The 19490-nt window shown below is 62.3% G+C and carries 17 protein-coding genes; 11 read left to right on the top strand and 6 right to left on the bottom strand.

What is annotated here, in order from left to right:
• Positions 1 to 60 precede the first annotated feature (60 nt).
• Entirely contained in the window at positions 61 to 633 is a 573-nt protein-coding gene (locus EFD56_RS02280; RefSeq protein WP_126904522.1) for an NADPH-dependent FMN reductase, read from the top strand.
• 126 nt (positions 634 to 759) lie between these two features.
• Here EFD56_RS02280 and EFD56_RS02275 read toward each other — a convergent pair whose 3' ends face one another.
• The 6 genes from EFD56_RS02275 to EFD56_RS02250 form a co-directional block, all read right to left on the bottom strand.
• On the bottom strand, positions 760 to 1947 hold the full coding sequence (locus tag EFD56_RS02275) for a galactarate dehydratase (RefSeq protein WP_126904521.1): 1188 nt from the start codon (positions 1945 to 1947) through the stop codon (positions 760 to 762).
• 12 nt (positions 1948 to 1959) lie between these two features.
• Complete coding sequence (locus tag EFD56_RS02270) at positions 1960 to 3171, bottom strand: mandelate racemase/muconate lactonizing enzyme family protein (protein ID WP_126904520.1); 1212 nt, start codon at positions 3169 to 3171, stop codon at positions 1960 to 1962.
• Positions 3168 to 4889, bottom strand: a complete 1722-nt coding sequence (locus EFD56_RS02265; protein WP_126904519.1) for an ABC transporter ATP-binding protein — start codon at positions 4887 to 4889, stop codon at positions 3168 to 3170. Before EFD56_RS02265 ends, EFD56_RS02270 begins: the two co-directional genes overlap by 4 nt.
• Before the next feature lie 7 nt (positions 4890 to 4896).
• Positions 4897 to 6018 (bottom strand): ABC transporter permease, encoded by a 1122-nt coding sequence (locus tag EFD56_RS02260; protein ID WP_004679118.1) that lies wholly within the window; start codon positions 6016 to 6018, stop codon positions 4897 to 4899.
• A 9-nt stretch (positions 6019 to 6027) separates the two neighbouring features.
• Entirely contained in the window at positions 6028 to 7014 is a 987-nt protein-coding gene (locus EFD56_RS02255) for an ABC transporter permease (protein ID WP_004679120.1), read from the bottom strand.
• Between the two features lie 118 nt (positions 7015 to 7132).
• Positions 7133 to 9073, bottom strand: a complete 1941-nt coding sequence (locus EFD56_RS02250) for an ABC transporter substrate-binding protein (RefSeq protein WP_064829562.1) — start codon at positions 9071 to 9073, stop codon at positions 7133 to 7135.
• A 346-nt stretch (positions 9074 to 9419) separates the two neighbouring features.
• On the opposite strand from EFD56_RS02250, the gene EFD56_RS02245 reads away from it, so the two are divergent.
• From EFD56_RS02245 to EFD56_RS02200, 10 genes are all read left to right on the top strand, one after another.
• Positions 9420 to 10133, top strand: a complete 714-nt coding sequence (locus EFD56_RS02245) for a FadR/GntR family transcriptional regulator (protein WP_012489932.1) — start codon at positions 9420 to 9422, stop codon at positions 10131 to 10133.
• Between the two features lie 20 nt (positions 10134 to 10153).
• Positions 10154 to 10984: an NAD-dependent epimerase/dehydratase family protein gene (locus EFD56_RS02240; RefSeq protein ID WP_012489933.1), complete on the top strand. Its 831-nt coding sequence runs from the start codon at positions 10154 to 10156 to the stop codon at positions 10982 to 10984.
• Positions 10981 to 11868 carry an SMP-30/gluconolactonase/LRE family protein gene (locus EFD56_RS02235; RefSeq protein ID WP_126904518.1) on the top strand — a complete coding sequence of 296 codons (888 nt, stop codon included), beginning with the start codon at positions 10981 to 10983 and terminating at the stop codon, positions 11866 to 11868. The genes EFD56_RS02240 and EFD56_RS02235 overlap by 4 nt, the downstream gene beginning before the upstream one ends.
• A 23-nt stretch (positions 11869 to 11891) precedes the next feature.
• Complete coding sequence (locus tag EFD56_RS02230; RefSeq protein ID WP_126904517.1) at positions 11892 to 12842, top strand: dihydrodipicolinate synthase family protein; 951 nt, start codon at positions 11892 to 11894, stop codon at positions 12840 to 12842.
• A gap of 64 nt (positions 12843 to 12906) precedes the next feature.
• Positions 12907 to 14493, top strand: coding sequence for an ABC transporter substrate-binding protein (locus tag EFD56_RS02225; RefSeq protein ID WP_126904516.1), 1587 nt, complete (start codon positions 12907 to 12909; stop codon positions 14491 to 14493).
• A gap of 5 nt (positions 14494 to 14498) precedes the next feature.
• On the top strand, positions 14499 to 15593 hold the full coding sequence (locus EFD56_RS02220) for an ABC transporter permease (RefSeq protein WP_126904515.1): 1095 nt from the start codon (positions 14499 to 14501) through the stop codon (positions 15591 to 15593).
• A gap of 4 nt (positions 15594 to 15597) precedes the next feature.
• Positions 15598 to 16533: an ABC transporter permease gene (locus tag EFD56_RS02215; protein ID WP_004678146.1), complete on the top strand. Its 936-nt coding sequence runs from the start codon at positions 15598 to 15600 to the stop codon at positions 16531 to 16533.
• On the top strand, positions 16530 to 17387 hold the full coding sequence (locus EFD56_RS02210; RefSeq protein WP_126904514.1) for an ABC transporter ATP-binding protein: 858 nt from the start codon (positions 16530 to 16532) through the stop codon (positions 17385 to 17387). Before EFD56_RS02215 ends, EFD56_RS02210 begins: the two co-directional genes overlap by 4 nt.
• Positions 17384 to 18127 carry an ABC transporter ATP-binding protein gene (locus EFD56_RS02205; RefSeq protein ID WP_085744693.1) on the top strand — a complete coding sequence of 248 codons (744 nt, stop codon included), beginning with the start codon at positions 17384 to 17386 and terminating at the stop codon, positions 18125 to 18127. The genes EFD56_RS02210 and EFD56_RS02205 overlap by 4 nt, the downstream gene beginning before the upstream one ends.
• Positions 18128 to 18370: 243 nt before the next feature.
• The gene (locus tag EFD56_RS02200; protein WP_126904513.1) at positions 18371 to 19465 is read left to right on the top strand and encodes a hypothetical protein; all 1095 of its coding nucleotides are present in this window, start codon (positions 18371 to 18373) and stop codon (positions 19463 to 19465) included.
• The last annotated feature ends 25 nt before the right edge of the window (positions 19466 to 19490 follow it).

Genomic DNA, 19490 nt, shown 5'->3' with positions numbered 1-19490 from the left:
GACCTCTTCGATGCTTCCTGCGTGATAGGTCTTCTATCATCCGCGATATTGGAGAACCCCATGACCACGCATAAAGTCGGCTATCTCATCGGCAGCCTCGCCAAGGGATCGATCAATCGCAAGCTCGCCAAGGCGTTGGTACGGTTTGCCCCGCCGGAACTTGAAATGTCGGAGATATCCTTCAAGGACCTGCCGCTCTACAGTTACGACTATGACGCCGACTACCCGCCGGCCGGCAAGGCATTCAAGGCGGCCATAGCGGCTGTCGACGCCGTGCTGTTCGTCACGCCGGAGTATAATCGATCGATACCCGGCGGGCTGAAAAACGCCATCGACTGGGCGAGCCGCCCCTACGGCACCAACTCGTTCACACGCAAGCCGTCAGCGGTGATCGGCACGTCGCCGGGCGCGATAGGCACAGCCGTCGCCCAGCAGAATCTGCGCAGCGTGCTGAGCTTCTGCAACTCGCCCCAGATGAATGCCCCGGAAGCCTACATCCAGTTCACACCGGGGCTGATCACCGATGACGGCGAGGTCACGAACGAGGCCACGGCGGATTTCCTTCGCAAATTCTTGCAGGATTTCCATGTCTTCATCGCAAGGGTTCGCTCGGTGCTGCCGAGAGATGCTTAAAGCCTTTTGTATGCATGTCGTTGTCCCGGAACCGCTTCACACTTCCAGGCGACATGCATCGGAGCATAAAAGAAACTGGCCGCTTCCATGCGGCAGCAGCCAGTTCCTGATTTTCGAGCAACGTCTTCAAGCGAAGGCGTAGGAGCCGTCCGGCCGCTTCGGCACGCGCCGCTGCCAGTGGATGTAGCCTTCCTCCTCCATCGCCTTCTCGTCCATTTCGACGCCCCAGCCGGGCCGGTCGGGACGCAGTTCGAGATAACCGTCCTTCGGCAGGTAGGGGTCGACGACGTACCGGGTCTCTCCCTGGCGCTTCTCGACATCGAGGCCGCCATAAACATAGGCCTGGCCCTTCGGCAGCCGATATTCGAGGATGCGGAAATTCTGCGCCGCCGCCGAGAAATGCACGTTGACGGCAGTCGCGAGCGGCCCCATCGGGTTGTGCGGAGCGACGCCGACGAAGTAGGCTTCGGCAAGGGTGGCGATGCGGCGCATCTCGCTGATGCCGCCGACGACGCAGATATCGGGCTGGATCAGATCGGCGCCCTTGACCTGCAGCAGCCGCAGGAACTCGTTCCTGTTGTAGAGCGACTCGCCGGTTGCCAGCACGCAGTCGAGGCCCTGTTTCAGGTCACCCCAGGCCTCGATATTCTCCGGACGCAGCGGCTCCTCGAAAAACAGGGGATCGTAAGGCGCCAGCGCATTGCCGAGCTGCCTTGCGGCGATCGGCTCAAATATTTTGGCATGGGCGTCGAAGGCGATCTCGTATTCGTCGCTGACCGTCTCGCGCAGCGAGCGGAAATAATCCGCGGACGCCTTCACGACATTGCCCCAGCGATTGGAATGCATATCGATCCGCCAGGGACTGAGCTTGAAGGCGGTGAAACCCCAACCCTCCTTCAAGCGGTCGAACTCGTCGCGGGCGGCCGGTGCATCGGGCGCGGTGTAGACCCCGGCATAGACCTTGATGCGATCGCGCACCTCGCCGCCGAGCAGCTTGTAAACCGGCACGTTCGCCGCCTTGGCCGCCAGATCCCACAGGCAGTGATCGAGCGCGGAGATTGCCGCAAGGCCGAGCGCGCCCGGCGGGAAGCGGCTTTGCTGGATCAGCAGGTTGACCAGATATTCGACGCGCGTCGGATCCTGCCCTGAGATGAATCCATAGAGGTAATCGAGCAGCGGCGGCAGCGCCTTGTCGGGGCCATGATTGTAGCACTCGCCCCAGCCGGTGAGCCCATCATCGGTATCGAGCGCGACGATTACGCGCGGACGGTCCTTGTCGCGGGTCATGAAAACCCGCATGCGGTCGATCTTCATCAGTCTGTCCTTCTAGCGATTGAAATAGCTGCGGCGTGCCACGCGCGTCTGCACGTAGACATGCTCGTTGTCGGTTCCGGGATTGTAGGCGCCGGCGGCTTGCGGCACCGAAACATTGCCGGCGCTGGGGAAGCGCGCGACGAAGTCCTCGTCGATATCGCAGCCCAGCCCCGGACCATCGGGAACGGCAATCAAGCCGTCGACCTGTTCAGGGTGCGGCACGATCGTTTGGCGCCGGCCGCCCCAGTCATCGTCGAGGCGCTCGAGGATTAGAGCGTTCGGGATGGCGGCCAGCAGATGCAGGGCCGCATATTCCGCCACCGGCCCGAGCGAGCCGGAATGCGGCGCCATCTGGATGTGATGGGCTTCGGCCATGGCCGCGATCTTCTTCATCTGGGTAATGCCGCCGGCCCGGCCCGTATCGGGCTGAATCACGTCGACCAGTTCCCTCTCGATCAGCTCGCGTTCGCCGAAAATGGTTGCCGAACGCTCGCCCGCCGCAAGCGGCACATGGGCGGCGTCGCGGATGCGCCGGTAGCCTTCGATATTCTCGGGGGCGATCGGGTCTTCAACCCACATCAGCTCGTAGGGTTCGAGCGCGCGCACCAGCCGGCAGGCATCCGCTGGCGTCAGCCATGGCGGTCCATGCAGGTCGATGGCAATATCCATGTCGTCGCCGACGGCATCGCGCAGCGCTGCAACCTTGCGAACGGGATCGGCGACGCCACCGCACTTGATCGCCCTGATGCCACGCTCCTTGAGCGCAAGCGCCCGCTCGGGCGTATTGGCATGCGAATAGATCGGGATCCGGTCCCGCACCTTGCCGCCGAGCAGCATCCAGACAGGCACGCCGAGCGCCTTGCCCTTGATGTCCCAGAGGGCCATGTCGATGCCGGTCATAGCCCCGCCTCCGACGGTTCCGAGCATGCCGTGCCCCATCATCGCGATATGCATCTTCTGCCACAGGCGCTCGATATGTGCCGGATCCTCGCCAATGAGCAGCGGCGCAAGGTCGTGGATCGCCGTTTCGACAACGCGCGGCCAGCCTGAGCACTCGCCGATGCCAGTGATGCCTTCGTCGGTATCGATCTTCAGAAAGAGCCAGTTTCGGGTGCCGCCGAACTGCTTGGAAGTGCGATCGCCAGACCGCTGGTCGGCAGCCCAATTGGAGGGGTCGGGCTGGCCGACATGCATGAGAAACGTGCGGATTCCGGTGATTTTCATCTCTGAGAACTTCCATTCTTCAGACTGTCGGGCGCGACGTAACGGAAGCGCCTGGAATGATCGCGGTCCCGCGGATCGGGGCGCGGGATCGCCGAGATCAGCGCCTGGGTATAGGCGTGCTCGGGCGTATTGCAGACCTTCTCCGCATCGCCGATTTCGACGAGCTGGCCTTTGTACATGACGCCGACGCGGTCGCACATGTAGCGGATGACGCCGATATCATGGCTGATGAAGATGTAGGCGAGTCCGAGTTCATCCTGCAGGCGCATCAGCAGATCGAGAACCTGCGAGCGCACGGAGACGTCGAGCGCCGAGGTCGCCTCATCGGCAACGATGACACGCGGATTGAGCGTGATGGCGCGGGCAATGCCGATGCGCTGACGTTGGCCGCCGGAGAAAGCGTGCGGGTAGCGTTCGCGCGCCCGCGGATCGAGGCCGACCTGCTCCATGAGTTGGCAGACGCGCTCGTCCAGCGCCCGTCCCTTTGCGATGCCATTGACGAGCAACGGCTCGCCGATAATCTGGGAAACGGTCATGCGCGGATTGAGGGAGCCGAACGGATCCTGGAACACCATGCGCAATTCCCGCCGCGCAGCGGCAAGCGTCTGACCCTTGGCTGTTGCCAGATCGATGACGTCGCCGCCGGCGCGGCGGTAGAGGATTTCGCCGGCGGTCGGATCGAGCAGCCGCATGATCGAACGGCCCATCGTCGTCTTGCCGGATCCGCTTTCGCCGACAATGCCGAGCGTCTCGCCCGGCAGCAGCGAAATGGAGACATCGTCCAGCGCTTTCACGTCGCCGAAATTCATCGACAGATTGCGCAGTTCGAGGATCGGCGCCGCCGTCCTGTCGAGCGGCGCGCGCGCCAAGCGGATTTCGGCCTTCTGCTCCAGCTTCAGCACCGAGCCGATCAGCATGCGGGTATAGTCGTCTTTCGGCGCATGAAAGATCTGCTCGACCGGCCCATATTCCTTCGCCACACCGTTGTGCATGACGAGCACGTCGTCGGCGATCTGTGCAACGACGCCCATATCATGGGTGATGAAGAGAACGGCCATGCCGTTCGCCTTCTGCAGGCGGGCGATCAGGTCGAGGATTTCGGCCTGGGTCGTCACGTCGAGGGCCGTGGTCGGCTCGTCGGCGATCAGAAGCTGCGGCTTGCAGGCAAGCGCCATGGCAATCATCGCACGCTGACGCATGCCGCCGGAATATTGGAACGCATAGCGGTCCAGCGCTTTCTCCGGAAAGGGGATCTCGACCTGCTTCAGCAGCGATATCGCCTCGGCCCGCGCCTCCGCCTTGCTCATCCTTGTGTGCAGCCGAAGCGCCTCGACGATCTGGTTGCCGACCGTATGGATCGGCGACAATGACGACATCGGCTCCTGGAAGATCATGGCGATGTCGCGGCCGCGGATCGCCCGGATCTGGCGTCCGCGTGGATTGAGGCTGGTCAGATCGGTCGAGCCGCCGTTCTGATCGTTCAAGACGATTGATCCTGCCGCAATGCGGCCGGGCGCATCGACGATCTGCAGGATCGAACGGGCAGTCACCGACTTGCCGGATCCGCTCTCGCCGACGACACAGAGCGTCTTGCCCGGTTCGATCGAGAAACACAGATCGTTGACGGCGCGAAAAACACCGGTGCGCAACGGGAATTCGACGGTCAGGTTTTTCACCTGAAGCAGCGGCTTGCCGGCAATAGAAACGATATCGGTCATGCCGGCCTCATTTGTTGTAGGGATCGGCCGCATCGCGCAGGCCGTCGCCGAGAAGGTTGAGCGCCATCACGGCGACCACGACGGCACAGCCCGGCATGAAGAGCCAGGGTGCGGTGGCGATCGAGCGAATGTTCTGGGCTTCGCGCAGAAGCACGCCCCAGGAGATGGTGGGCGGCTGCAGACCGAGTCCCAGGAACGAGAGAGAGGTTTCGGCGAGGATCATCGCCGGCACGGCAAGCGTGATCGATGCGATGATGTGGCTGGCAAAGCTCGGCAGCATGTGACGAAAGATGATGCGCCTTTCGCGCACGCCGTCGAGTCTCGCCGCGGCGACGAATTCCTCGGTGCGCAGCGACAGGAAGCGGCCGCGGACGACGCGGGCGAGTTGCGCCCAGCCGGTCAGCGACAGGATGATCGTGATCATCATATATTGCAGCGTTGCCGGCCAATCCTGCGGCAGGGCCGCGGCCATGGCGAGCCAGATCGGGATCGTCGGCAGAGACAGCACGAAATCGATCACGCGCTGCATGAAGAAATCGATGCGGCCGCCATAATATCCGGAGATTCCGCCGATCACGATGCCGAGCATCAACGACAGGAAGACGCCGACAAGGCCGATCGACAGCGAAACCTGCGAACCCTGCACCGTCCGGCTGAAGACATCTCGCCCGAGCCGGTCGGCGCCGAAGAGAAGCAGCGGCGTGGTCTTGTCGGGCGAGGCGATCAGATGGATGTTGGTATTGAACAGGCCAAATACCGAATATTCGTAGCCGCGCCCGAAGAACTGCACGTCGACACGTTTTGTCGTGTCTTCCTTGAAGATGGCGGCCAGGGTTTCCGGATCGCGGGTCAGCTTCATCGGATAATAATGCGGGCCGAAGGAAAACCCGTTCTCGGTATCGATCAAATGCAATTTCTGCGGCGGATGAAAGGTCGCCCGCGCATTTTGGAGGTTCGGATCGTTAATGGCGAAGAAGCCGGGAACCAGGGCAACGATATACATCAGCACGGTAACGACGAGCGCCACCATGGCCAACCGATGCCGGCGGAAAGCCCACCAGATCAGCTGCCACTGCGATGCAACGGCGGCGCGGTCCGGCTGCAGATTTGTAACGGTGATGTCGGCCATATCAGGCTCCTATTCCAACCGGATGCGGGGATCGACCAGCGCAAGCAGGATGTCGCTGATCAGGGAGCCTATCAGCGTCAGGGCGCAGATCAGCAAAACGAAAGCGCCCGCCAGATACATGTCCTGGGCCATCAGCGCCTGCAGCAGCAAGGGTGCTGCCGTCGGCAGATTGAGGACGATGGCGACCACCACCGAGCCGGAGATGAGATTGGGCAGCAGCCAGGCAATCGTCGAGATGAACGGATTGAGCGCGATCATCAGAGGATATTTCATCAGCAGCCGGAACTCCGAGAGCCCTTTTGCCCTCGCCGTCGTCACGTAAGGCTTAGGCAGTTCGTCGAGCATGTTGGCGCGCATGACGCGGATGAGGCTTGCCGTCGAGGAGACGGCAAGAATGATGACGGGAAGCCAAAGATGCGAAAAGAGATCGACCATCTTGGCGAAGCTCCACGGCGCATTCTCGTATTGCGGCGAAAACAGCCCGCCGACATCCTGGCCGAATTCGACCGCCGCGATATACATCAGCACCAGCGCCAGCAGGAAGGACGGAACGGCCAGACCGAAAAAGGTGAAGGCGGTGAAGAAATAGTCGCCGATCGAGTATTTGCGCACGGCGGAAAAGACGCCGATCGGCAGCGCGATTGCCCAGGTGGCGATCAATGTCGAGAGAGCCAGGACGAGGGTCAGCGCCATGCGCTCCCAGATCAGGTCGGAGACCGGCTGCTGCCATTCGAAGGAAATACCGAAATCGCCGCGCGAGAGGATGCCCCAGATCCACTTGAAATATTGGATGAGCATCGGATCGTCGAGGCCGAAGCGCTCGCGCAGTTGCGCCGCCGTGTTCTGGTCGACGATCTCGTTGGAGGCTGCCAGCGTCGCGATGTAGGTGGTGACATAGTCGCCCGGCGGCAGCTGGATCAGCACGAAAGCGAGAAAACTGACGGCAAAAAGCGATGGAATCATCCATAGCAAGCGTTTGGCGATAAAGACCAGCATGAGGCGCCTCTTGCATTGAACGCCGCCCTCCGGCCCTGTCGGCGATCAGCGCCGGCAAGGCATCTTTGAAGGCGAACCGAAGAAAGCGCCGTACCGTCGGTACGGCGCTCGATCAAAATCAGCTCGTAAAGGTGAACTGCTGCGGCATCGCAGGCCCCGGATTGGGCCAGGACCAGCTGTCCGGCTGCTTCTCGGGAACATTGCGCAGATTGTTGCGGATGATGCCGAAGCCACCCACGGCAAGGCAAAGCCCGACCGTCTCGAATTCTTCCGCCGCGATATCGAAGATCTGCTTCATGATCGCGCCGCGCTTGTCGAGATCGGCGGTCGAACGCGCCTCGTCGAAGAGCTTCATGCGCTTCTTCTGGCTTTCCGGCGGCTCCTCACCACGCGCACCGTTGGAGGTGTACCAGAGCGTCCACGGAATGGCGTAGCGCGAGCCCTGCGGATGGAAGGCGAAGAAATCGCGCGGATCGAGCATCGGATCGAGGCCGCCTGGCCCCGGCCACACCGCCGCGTCGTGGGCGTTGTCGTCGCCGCGGGTATAATAGAGCGCCCGCTCGATCGTGTTGACCTTCATGTCGACGCCGATCTGGGCCCAATGTGTTTTCACCAGCTCGAGCGCATCGACGAGATCGGGATAGAGCGTTGGAATGACGTCGATCGAGAAGAACACCTTCTGCCCGTCCGGCCGAACGCGCATGCCATCGCCACCTTTCTTGTAGCCGGCCTGGTCCAGCATGGCGCCTGCCTTGTCAGGATCGTATTCGGTGAACTGGCGCGCATATTTTTCGTGATACCAGGGGTGGGTGGGGCGCGGTCCGGCCTGATAAGGCTCGCTCTGCCCGAAATAGACGATGTCGATGAGTTCCTGGCGATTGATGCCGATCGAAAGCGCCTGCCGGAACGATTTATCGGCAAACATCTTGCGCATGGCAGGGTCTTTGTGGGTGATGTTGAAGTAGATCTGGCACTGCTGCGAGGCGGAAGGCACGAGCGTCAGCAGGCGGTAGTCGCCCTTCTGCATGTTCTGGGACAGCGTCGGCTTGTTGGCGAGCACGCTGATGTGGCGCTCCTGAATGTCGATCTTTCCGGAGATGACGTTCAGCATCAGCGATTCCACATCCTGCGAAATGCCGAAGTTGATCTCGTCGATATAGGGAAGCTGGTTGCCCGATGTATCCACCTGCCAGAAATAGGGATTGCGGGCCATGACGACGCGGGTCGCGCCGCCGACATAGGGTTCCTTGACGACCCAGGGATCGAGCGTCGGCTTATCGACATTGCCCCAACGCGTCGGGATTTCGATATCGCCGCAGCGGCTGCGGAAGAGCTCCGTCCAGCTGGTCACACCCGCCTTCTTCGCATCGGCCTCGATATTGGGGTTGTACTTTGGCAGGAACTGGCTGCAGTAGTGCTTGGGAAACAGCGTCGGGTGCTGGCCGAGCGGCGTGGCGAGATTTTCCAGATAGAGCGCGTTCGGCGCCGCGAAGGTGAATTTCACCGTACGATCGTCGATCTTCTCGACGGTGACGGGCTTGCCGGCGACGGCAAGCTGCGCCGGCGTCGAACTGTAGAGCTCGGTGTTCTTGACGCAGTCTTCGATCGCAAAAACGATGTCATCGGCGGTGAAGGGGTGACCGTCGGACCAGCGTACACCTTCGATCAGATGGAAGGTGAATTGCGTCGCGTCGTCACTGACCTCCCAGCTTTCGGCAAGGTTCGGCTGCACGGCGGTGAATTCCAGGTTCCAGCGCACGAGGCTCTGGTTGCCGACCATGCGCAGAATGCCGTTGTGATCCGATGAACCGCGCAGGCCGCGCCGCAGCGTACCGCCGTAGGTGCCGACCTTTTCGAACGGCGTCACCACCATCGGCTTTTTCGGCAGGCGCTCGGCGAGCGGCGGCAGTTTTCCGTCCTTGACGAGTTGCGCTAACGCCGGCGCCTCGCCTCCCGGAGCAGCGAAAGCGCGACCGGCGACGGACAGCGCCGCAACGCCGGCCATACCGCCAAGCACGGCGCGGCGGCTGACACCGCGCGACAGAATTTCATTGGGCATCGAGTTCCTCCCTGTTTGGGCCGGCGCAACTCTTGTACCGGCTGGTGCGGCGGGCTCCCAACCTGCCGTTTCGCGCCCTCCTCGGCGCTGCGGACGAAACCATAACCACGTTCCCAGATGATTACAAGAGTTGACAGATAATTACAAATTCGATAGCGATTCAGCATCACATGCCCTGCCAAGGTCCTTGCCGAGGGCAGATATGGGATGAGAAGACCGAAAATCTGTCAGATGTTGTCACCGTCACCTCACGGTCGCGACAGCATGGCAGGATTTCGGTGTATGGGCCACAGATATATCCCGGCGCCGGCCGGCCGGCCTGCGCAATGGGGAGAAAAGAACGATAATGACAGTCGCTGTCGATGCCGTTTCCAACAGAGGCGCAACGCGCTTCAGCGACATCATCTACGAGAAGATCGTGGGGATGATCGCGGACGGCACGTTTCCCGTCAATGAGCGGCTGCCTTCGGAGACGAGGCTCGCTGGCGATTTCGGAGCATCGCGACCGGTCGTGCGCGAGGCGCTGGAGCGGCTCAGAACCGACGGTCTCGTCGTCTCGCGCAAGGGTTCGGGATCTTACGTCCGGCAGCGCCCGGATTCATCGATGCTGACAATGGTTCCGGTCGGCTCGCTCGCCGATGTCCAGCGGTTCTTCGAGTTCCGCGCCGGTCTGGAGGCCGAGGCAGCCGAGCTGGCAGCACGCAACTGGCAGCCGGCCGACAAGGAACGGATAACGGCCGCCCTTCTTTCGCTCGAGCAATGTCTGCGCAACGGCGAACTTGGCGCCGAGGAGGACCAGGCCCTCCATGACGCGATCGCAGCAGCGACAGGCAATCAGTTTCACATCACCGTCCGCGAATGGTTCAAGCCACATTTCGCCATAGGCCATTCCGTGACGCGAAGCCTGAGCCTGAAACGCACGCCGGAGCAGATCCGCAGCGTCCAGGACGAGCATGCGGTGATCGTGGAGGCGATCTTCGCGCGACGGGAGACCGAAGCGCATGACGCGATGAAGAAACACATACTGAATGCGCGCGCCCGGATGTTTCAGGGGGTTTGAGCGACGATGGGAGGAAGATGATGAGACGGATCGCCATGACAGGCGCCGCGGGACGGGTCGGAACGCTGCTGCGCCCGTTTCTTCGGCAGCATGTCGAGCATCTCAGCTTGATCGACGTTCATGAACCTGCGGATCTGGCCGAGAACGAAAGCTTTATCGTCGCCGATCTGTCAAAGCTCGACGAGGCGACGACGGCTCTGGCCGGCATCGACGGCGTCGTTCATCTCGCCGGCCTTGCCGGCGGCGTCGACATGAACGCGATCTTGCAGGCGAATGTCCTCGGTACCTACAATCTTTACGAGGCTGCGCGGATCAACAGGGTCGCGCGGGTGGTCTACGCCTCCAGCAATCACGCGACCGGCTTTTATCCGCGCGGCCAGATCATCTCTCCGCTCGATCCCATGCGACCGGACAGCCCTTACGGGCTTTCCAAATGCTGGGGCGAGTTGGTGGCGGGGCTCTATTACGACACTTCGGGCATCCGGTCTCTTTCCATCCGCATCGGCAATGCCGGCACCTATCCGAACAGCGAGCGGTCGATCGCGATCTGGATCAGCGCGCGGGATCTGGCGCAACTCGTGCGGATCGGGCTCACCCATCCTTCGATTGGCGCAACGGTCGTCTACGGCGTCTCCGATACGGACGAAAAATGGTGGGACAACGATCTGGCGGCACGGCTCGGCTACCAGCCGCAGGACCGGCCACGTGATCACGCCCACATCGAGGATGGCGCGGAGAGCGCGGTCGCCCGCGCATTCCAGGGCGGCGGTTTCTGCGAATTCAATCACGACGGCACCATTCGCATGCGCGATGGCGAGGGTCTCGCCAAAAACCCGGAGACGGTCTCGTGACGGCGCCGCGCATCATTGAACCGAAGGTCCGTTCGGTGCTGCAACAGCCGCTGACGGTGGGTGAATCGCCCGTATGGGACGAAGAGACCGGCGCTCTCTGGCTTGTCGACATCCTGGCGCCCGCCGTGCTGCGGCTTTCCCCGGGAGGCACGGTCGACCGTTTTGCAATGCCGGCTGCGGTCGGCTGCCTCGGGCTCTGCCCTGACAACAGGATCGTCGTCGGTCTTCAAACGGGCGTCCATCTCTTCGATCCCGTCTCGGGCGATATCGAGTTTCTTTGCGACCCGGTCGGGCGCCACGTCAACGGCCGCCTCAACGACGGCAAGGTCGGCCCGGACGGACACTTCTGGGTCGGCTCGATCAGCGAAGCCAAGCCGCAGGTGAATGACGCCGCACTTTTTCGCGTGGGAGCCGACGGCAGCGCACGCGCCGTCGCCACTGGTCTGACGAGTTCCAACGGCCTCGCCTGGTCGCCTGACGGCCGGCGGATGTACCACTCCGACAGCCGTCAATGTTTTCTGCAGTCCTTCGACTTCGATTCGAGGACTGGCGAGCTCGGCGAAGGACGCCGTCTCCGCAGCTTCACCGAGGAAGAGGGGCGGCCGGACGGGGCGACCACCGATCGCGACGGGTTTTACTGGAGCGCCGGCGTCTCTGCCGGCCGTCTCAACCGAATGTCGAGCGAAGGCGAAATCGTCGAAATCTATCATCTGCCGGTAGCGGCACCGACCATGCCATGTTTCGGAGGGCCCGATTTCAGGACGCTCTTCGTCACCAGTCTGTCGACCGACCGGACCGGACGTTTCGAGGCTGGCACAGTCATCGCCTTCGACGTGGATGCGGAGGGGCTGCCGCCCTTCCGCTTTGGCAAACAGTCATCTTGATGGAAAGCGAGCGGGGTAGAACAATGAGCATCGCGAGCATGCGCAAGGCGCTTACAGGCGTGTCGGGGGTGCCTGTCACGGCTTATGACGGCGGGGGCGAAGTCGAACCCCGGATTACCGCGAAAGTTTATGCGCGGGTGGCTGCGGCGGGCATTCACAACATCGTCGCAGCCGGCAATACCGGGGAATTCTACGCGCTGACGCCGCAGGAGATCCGGATCGTCCACGAAGCGGCGGTCGCAGGCGTCGACGGGCAAGCGCCGGTGACGGCGGCGGTCGGGCGGTCGCTGCGCGAGGCGATCGGCATGGCCAGGGATGCGGCGGCGATGGGCGCATCGGCCGTCATGTCGCACCAGCCCGTCGATCCTTTCGCGGCCCCTTCGGCGCAGATCGATTATTTCTGCACCCTCGCCGATGCGTCCGCCCTGCCGCTCGTCGCCTATGTCAGGGCCGAGGGTTTCAGCGTCGCCGAGATCGTCCGCCTCGCCAATCACGGCAATATTGCCGGCATCAAATTCGCGACGACCGATCTGATGCTGCTGTCGCGCGCGATCCCCGCCGCCGATCCCAATGGCGCGCTCTTCGTCTGCGGCCTGGCGGAAAGCTGGGCACCGACCTTCACCGCGGCCGGCGCGCGCGGCTTCACGTCAGGCCTCGTCAACGTCGCGCCGAAGCTTTCGCTCGCCGTCCACGACGCGCTTGAAAAGGGCGATTTCGCCGCGGCGAGAGCAATCGTCGGCAAGCTCGAACCCTTCGAGCGGATGCGGACCAAATTCCGCAACGGCGCGAACGTGACGGTCGTGAAAGAAGCCGTCACCTATTCCGGCCTCGATGTCGGGGCGGTCCGCGCGCCGGGACTGCCGCAGCTCGATCAGCAGGACCGCGAGGAGTTGCATCGCCTGCTTCGAGGATGGGAGGCCGAGGGCGACATTCAAACACAACCGGACCGGCAGGCGGTGAAGGCTGCCGGCTGAGTTCGAAACGTTCTTCTGCATGCAACAGGCGCGGGATGGCGCCATGAGATTGGGAGGTCTTGAGATGCTGAAACAGCTACTGACGACGATCGCGATTACCGGCGCCCTGGCGGCGGCTCAGCCGAGCCTGGCGGCATCGCCGCCCAACATGCTGGTGATCGGGACGAATCTGACCGGTATCCGGACGCTCGATCCGGCCCAGAACAATGCCCGCACGGTGTCCGAGTTGATCTCCAACCTCTATGACAACCTCGTGCAGCTGTCGCCGGACGATCTGAAGACGCTGAAGCCGATGCTGGCGACGCAATGGAGCGTCTCACCTGACGGCAAGGTGATCACGCTAACCCTGCGCGACGATGCGGTCTTTCAGAGCGGCAACAAAGTGACAGCCGAGGATGCGGCCTGGTCGATCCAGCGCGTTATCAAGATGGGTCAGGTCGGCTCGACCGATGTGGCGCTTTGGGGGTTCAAGGCCGATAATGTCGAGAAGCTCGTTCGCGCCAAGGACGAGCATACGCTGGAGATCGAGCTGCCGCAGGCCGTGAATACGGATCTCGTGCTCTATTCGCTGGCCGGCTCATCGATCGGCATCGTCGACAAGAAGATGGTGCTGTCGCATGAGGCGAACGGCGACTTCGGCGGCGCGTGGCTCTCGGCCAATTCCGCCGGCAGCGGTCCGTTCAGCCTGGCGCAGTGGCGGCCGAACGACGTGGCGATCTTCAATGCACAGCCGAAATACTGGGGCGGCAAGCCGGCCATGGCCCGCGTCGTCGCCCGCCACATTCCGGAATCGGGCAATCTGAGGCTTCAGCTCGAAGCCGGCGATGTCGATGTCGGCCAGTATGTCGCGAGCGGCGATCTCGATGCGCTCGCCAGCAACAAGGACATGGTGATCGACAATGTTCCGGGTCTCGGCTTCTACTATATCGCCCTCAACCAGAAAGACCCCGATCTGCAGAAGCCGAAGGTTCGCGAGGCCTTCCAGCATGCTTTCGACTGGAAGGCGATCTCCGGCAATATCATGCGCTACACCGGCTTTCCCTGGCAGTCGATGATCCCGCGCGGCATGATCGGCGCGCCCGAGGAGGCAGCCGTTCGCTATGATTACGACCCCGCCAAGGCCAAGCAGCTGCTGGCGGAGGCGGGTTATCCCAACGGCCTGAAGAAGGTGCTCAACCCCTCGGGAGCCCCGACCCTGCCCTTCGCGGAAGCGCTGCAGGCGAGTGCGCGCGCCGCCGGCTTCGATCTCGATCTCGTGCCCGGCGAGTTCACGCCCGCCTTCCGCGAGCGCAAATTCGAAGTGCTGCTCGGCAATTCCGGTGCCCGCCTGCCCGATCCCTTTGCTGTCGCCACGCAATATGCCTTCAACCCCGACAATAGCGACGAGGCACGCCTCGGCAGCTATTATCTCTGGCGCACGGGCATGAAGGTGGACGAACTCAACACGCTCATCGACCAGTCGATGCGCGAGCGCGACACGGAAAAGCGCACCGACATCTTCAAGAAGATGGACGGCATCTATACCGGCATGGCTTCGCCGCTCGTCATCTTCTTCCAGCGAACCGACCCCTATGTCATGCGCGCCAATGTCAAGAATTATCACGGGCACACGACATGGTCGACGCGCTGGCATGACGTGACCAAGGAGTAGAGCGCGTGGCGAATGCCGATCTGACATCGAAGCGGGAAGGCCGCCAGCCGGCGGGGGGCGGGTTCGCCGAAGCGGCCCCGCACCCTCTGCTGAGCCTGCTGCGGCGGCTGGCGGGACGCGTGCTGGCCGTCGTGACGACGCTGCTCGGCCTGCTCTTCCTGACCTTCTCGATGGGCCGCCTGCTGCCTGCCGACCCGGTGCTCGCGATCACCGGGGCGGAGGTCAGCAAGGAGGTTTACGACCGCGTCTATAACGAGCTCGGCCTCGGGCAGCCGATCTGGATGCAGTTCCTCTCCTATGTCGGCAAGATCGCCACCGGCGATCTCGGCATGTCGGCGACGACAGGCCAGCCGATCCTGACCGATCTGATGACGATCTTTCCTGCGACGATCGAGCTTGCCATCATCGCCATGATCATCGGAGCGATCGTCGGCATTCCCTTGGGCATCACCGCTGCGGTCCGGCGCGGGACGATCATCGACCATATCGCTCGCATCGTTGCCCTTGCCGGCCATTCCATCCCGATCTTCTGGACCGGCCTGATGGCGCTTTTCATCTTCTACGCCAAGCTGAAGCTCGTCGGCGCGTCGGGCCGGGTCGACGTCTTCTATGAAGGCCTCGTCACGCCCATGACCGGTTTTCTCTTGATCGATGCGGCGATCGAGGCCCAGTGGGACGTGTTCCACAATGCGCTCGGCCACATCATCCTGCCGGCGGCAATCCTCGGCTATTACTCGGTCGCCTATATCAGCCGCATGTCGCGAAGCTTCATGCTGGAGCAGCTGAGCCAGGAATATATCATCACCGCCCGGGCAAAGGGGCTCGGCACCCGCAAGGTCGTCTGGCGCCATGCCTTCCGCAATATCCGCGTGCAGCTGCTGACGATCCTGGCGCTGACTTTCGGCGGGCTGCTCGAAGGGGCGGTGCTGATCGAGACGGTTTTCGGCTGGCCGGGGCTCGGCCAATATCTCACCCGCGGGCTGCAGATGAACGACATGAACGTCGTGATGGGCTCGGTGCTGACGATCGGCGCCGTCTTCCTGACGATCAATATCCTGTCCGACGTCCTCTATCGCATCCTTGATCCGAGAACACGGTGACGCCATGACGATCTCCACCGAAGACGCAGACAGCACCCGTGCCGGCGGCTTTCGCAATTGGCTGCACGCGCCCGAGCCTCAGGGCTGGTTCCAGTCGTCGGCGCAGCAGATCCACCAGGGCTGGCTGAAGTTCAGCCTGCATCCGCTCGGCCTCGCCGGCCTCGTCATCATCGTGCTGCTGATCGTCGTAGCAACCGCCGCTCCCCTGCTCACGAGTTACGATCCGATCGTTCAGGATATGGCAGGACGGCTTGCGCCGCCTTCGGCGGAACATTGGCTCGGCACCGACAATTTCGGCCGTGACGTCTTTTCGAGGGTGATCTACGGCGCCCGCACGACGCTCTACATCATCATGCTGGTGACGATCATCGTCGCGCCGCTCGGCCTGCTGATCGGCACCTTCTCCGGCTATTTCGGCGGCATCGTCGACGAGATCCTGATGCGCATCACCGATATCTTCCTCTCCTTCCCCGGGCTGGTACTGGCGCTCGGTTTTGCCGCCGCTCTCGGTCCCGGCATCACCAATGCGATCATCGCCATTTCGCTGACGGCCTGGCCGCCGATTGCCCGGCTGGCGCGCGCCGAAACGCTCAGCCTTCGCAAGGCGGATTATATCGCCGCCGTGCGCCTGCAGGGCGCGACATCGATCGCGATCATCACCCGCCACATCCTGCCCATGTGCATTCCCTCGGTGATCGTGCGCGTGACGCTCAACATGGCCGGCATCATCATCACTGCTGCCGGTCTCGGCTTTCTAGGCCTCGGCGCGCAGCCGCCATGGCCGGAATGGGGTTCGATGGCCGCCAGCGGCCGCGAATTCATGCTCGACAGCCCCTGGGTGATCGCCGCGCCCGGCATCGCCATCGCGCTGGTCAGCCTCGCCTTCAATCTCGTCGGCGATGCGCTGCGCGACGTGCTTGACCCGAGAGGTTCGGAATGACAGAGCCCCTGATCGATATCCGCAACCTCGAAATCGCCTATGGCGGCGGCCACATGCGGGCAGTGCGCGGCGTGAGCTTTACGCTCGGCCAGGAAAAACTCGGCATCGTCGGCGAATCCGGATCGGGCAAATCCACCGTCGGCCGGGCAATCATGAAACTGCTGCCGCCGACAGCACAGGTCAGCGCCGAGCGCATGGCCTTCCGCGACATCGACCTTATCAAAGCGAATGAGCGGACGATGATGACGATCCGCGGGCGGCGGATCGGCCTCATCCTGCAGGACCCGAAATATTCGCTCAATCCTGTCATGCGGATCGGCGAACAGATCGCCGAGACCTACCGCTTCCATCATCCCAAGGTGAGCGCGAAAAAGACCTACGCCCAGGCGCTCGACATGCTCGAAGCCGTCCAGATCCGCGATCCCGAGCGCGTTGCCCGCCTCTATCCGCATGAAATATCCGGCGGGATGGGCCAGCGCGTGATGATCGCCATGATGCTGATCGCCGAACCCGAGGTTTTGATCGCCGACGAGCCGACCTCCGCGCTCGATGTGACGGTCAGGCTCGAGATCCTGGCGCTGCTCGACGAACTCGTTTCCCGCCGCAATCTCGGCCTGATCTTCATCAGCCACGATCTCAACCTCATCCGCAATTTCTGCGACCGCGTCCTCATCATGTATGCCGGCCGCGTCGTGGAAGTGCTGGAGGCGCGCGATCTCGACAAGGCCAAACACCCCTATACGCAAGGGCTGCTGGCCTCGCTGCCGACGATCGAGGACCCGCCCGCCCGGCTGCCGATCCTGAAGCGCGATCCGGCCTGGCTGAATGACCTGACAGCGGAGACGCCGCGATGATCCGGATCGACAATCTCACCATCCGCTTCGGACACGGTCAGCGGCCTGTCGTCAAAGACGTGAACCTCGCCATCGAGAGCGGCACGGCCTTCGGTCTGGTCGGCGAATCCGGCTGTGGGAAGTCTACCGTTCTCCGGGCGCTTTCCGGCCTCAACGCCAACTATGACGGCCGGATCGCTCTCAACTACGAGGCGCTGGAGCGGCAGCGCAGCCGGCCGTTCTATCGGCGGGTGCAGATGGTGTTTCAGGACCCTTACGGTTCGCTTCATCCGCGCAAGACCATCCGCTCGCAACTGCAGGAACCGCTGCGCAACCAGGGGCTGGACAGGAATAGCGTCGACGTGAACGCCGTGCTGCGCTCGGTCGGCCTCGATCCGGCGTTGAGCTACCGCTTTCCGCATCAGCTCTCCGGCGGGCAGCGGCAGCGTGTCGCGATCGCCCGCGCCCTGATGCTGAACCCCGACGTCCTGCTTCTCGACGAGCCGACCTCGGCGCTCGATGTGTCGGTCCAGGCCGAGATCCTCAATCTGCTGCAGGACTTGCGCAAGGAGCGCGGCCTGACCTACCTCCTCGTCAGCCACGATCTCGCCGTCGTTTCCCATATGTGCAGCCGCGTCGCCATCATGGAAGCGGGTGAGATCGTCGAAGAGGTCGATATCGAGACCCTGAGAAGAGGCGCGGTCGAACATCCCTATTCGCAACGCCTGCTGCGCGCGAGCAGGATGTACGGCAAGGGTTAGCTCCCCTCGGTCCAACACGGCCGACAGCCCCGGCAACGACCGCCTCGCACGATGATGACAGCCAGCGGTTCAGCCTTAGCACGCTCTTTCTGTGAGTATGTGCCACCCTCGCGAGACAACCAGAGTGACATTTGGCTGACGGACAATGTATCAATACGATCATTGTCCTGAAGCCATTAGTCCGATTCGATCAAGCATTTTACCCGACCCATTCTCAGCCGTATTTCGAAAGGCAGCATCCTCGTGCCCGCTCTCGTTCTTCCAAGCCGTCCGTTATCGCTTGCACCCGATGTGATTTCCACACCGCGAGCTTATTTTTGGGCGGCGCCATTCATGTTGGCACTGACGGTGTTGATGCTCATCTGGGAAGGGCCGGGCGTCATCAGGGATTTTCAAATCAGCCAAAATCCTCTGGCACTCGAGGACGGTGATGTCCAAAATGGACGATGCACGACACGCAAGCTCTTCTTTGCCGACTGTAGCGCGCGCCTCGTCTACAGTTACGACGGACGGAACTACGACACGGAAGTCGCGGTGATGTTTGTCGATTTTCATACCGGCGATTATGAAACCGGTGTCGTGATCTCGGCCGACAATCCGGAATTGGCAACGATCAGCCTCGGTCTGGACAAAATCTGGAACCGGATCATCACCCTCGGCACATTTGTCCTGTTGCTTGGCTGCATGAGCCTTGGACCACTGTTCCACGCTGTGCGGATATGGGGTGTCAAACGGCATCTGCGCCAGCCGGCCTTGTTGAACGCCATACCGGTCGAAATCACAGCCTTCGATCGCAAGCGCAACATTCTTTCCGTTACCTATAACGACAAGATCGCCAACGATAGGACCGGTCGATCAGCTTACACACGCATGAAAAAGGGCGAAGAGCCTTTGATAGTCGGCGACGCAAATGGCAAAGCCGTTGCGCTGGCCGTCCGGCATGGCAAGACGGCCCTGCCGGTCCTTCTGGATGATCGGCTGCAGCGTCTCGCGCTGACGGAGGCCGAACGAAATCTCGCGCTTGCCCCCTTCGCACGATCCGACGCCGACCAGGCCGCGCCGGTGTTGATCGGGCAGCCCAGGAAAACGATGTCGATCGGAGGGCGGTTACGGCTGTTTTTCGGAACCCTGCTCTTGATATTCGGCGGTTTGGTCGGTTTCTGGCTGTGGTATGTGACCAGTGCCAGCACGCCGTTTCAGTCGCCGGGGATGGACATCAACAATCTTATGCCGGCGCCATTGAACAAATGGGGATGCATTCAATTGCGCATGCGGTTCGGCCAGGATCGTGCGCCTTTCGGGTGCGTTGCAGACGACTTTACGAGCTGGAAATACTGAAGGCTCTTCAGCGAATCTCCCGCGG

This window comes from Rhizobium phaseoli, assembly GCF_003985125.1.
Taxonomy (GTDB): Bacteria; Pseudomonadota; Alphaproteobacteria; order Rhizobiales; family Rhizobiaceae; genus Rhizobium; species Rhizobium phaseoli.
The sequence above is the reverse complement of the archived record's forward strand: the minus strand, read 5'-3'. Positions and strand labels throughout refer to the sequence as shown.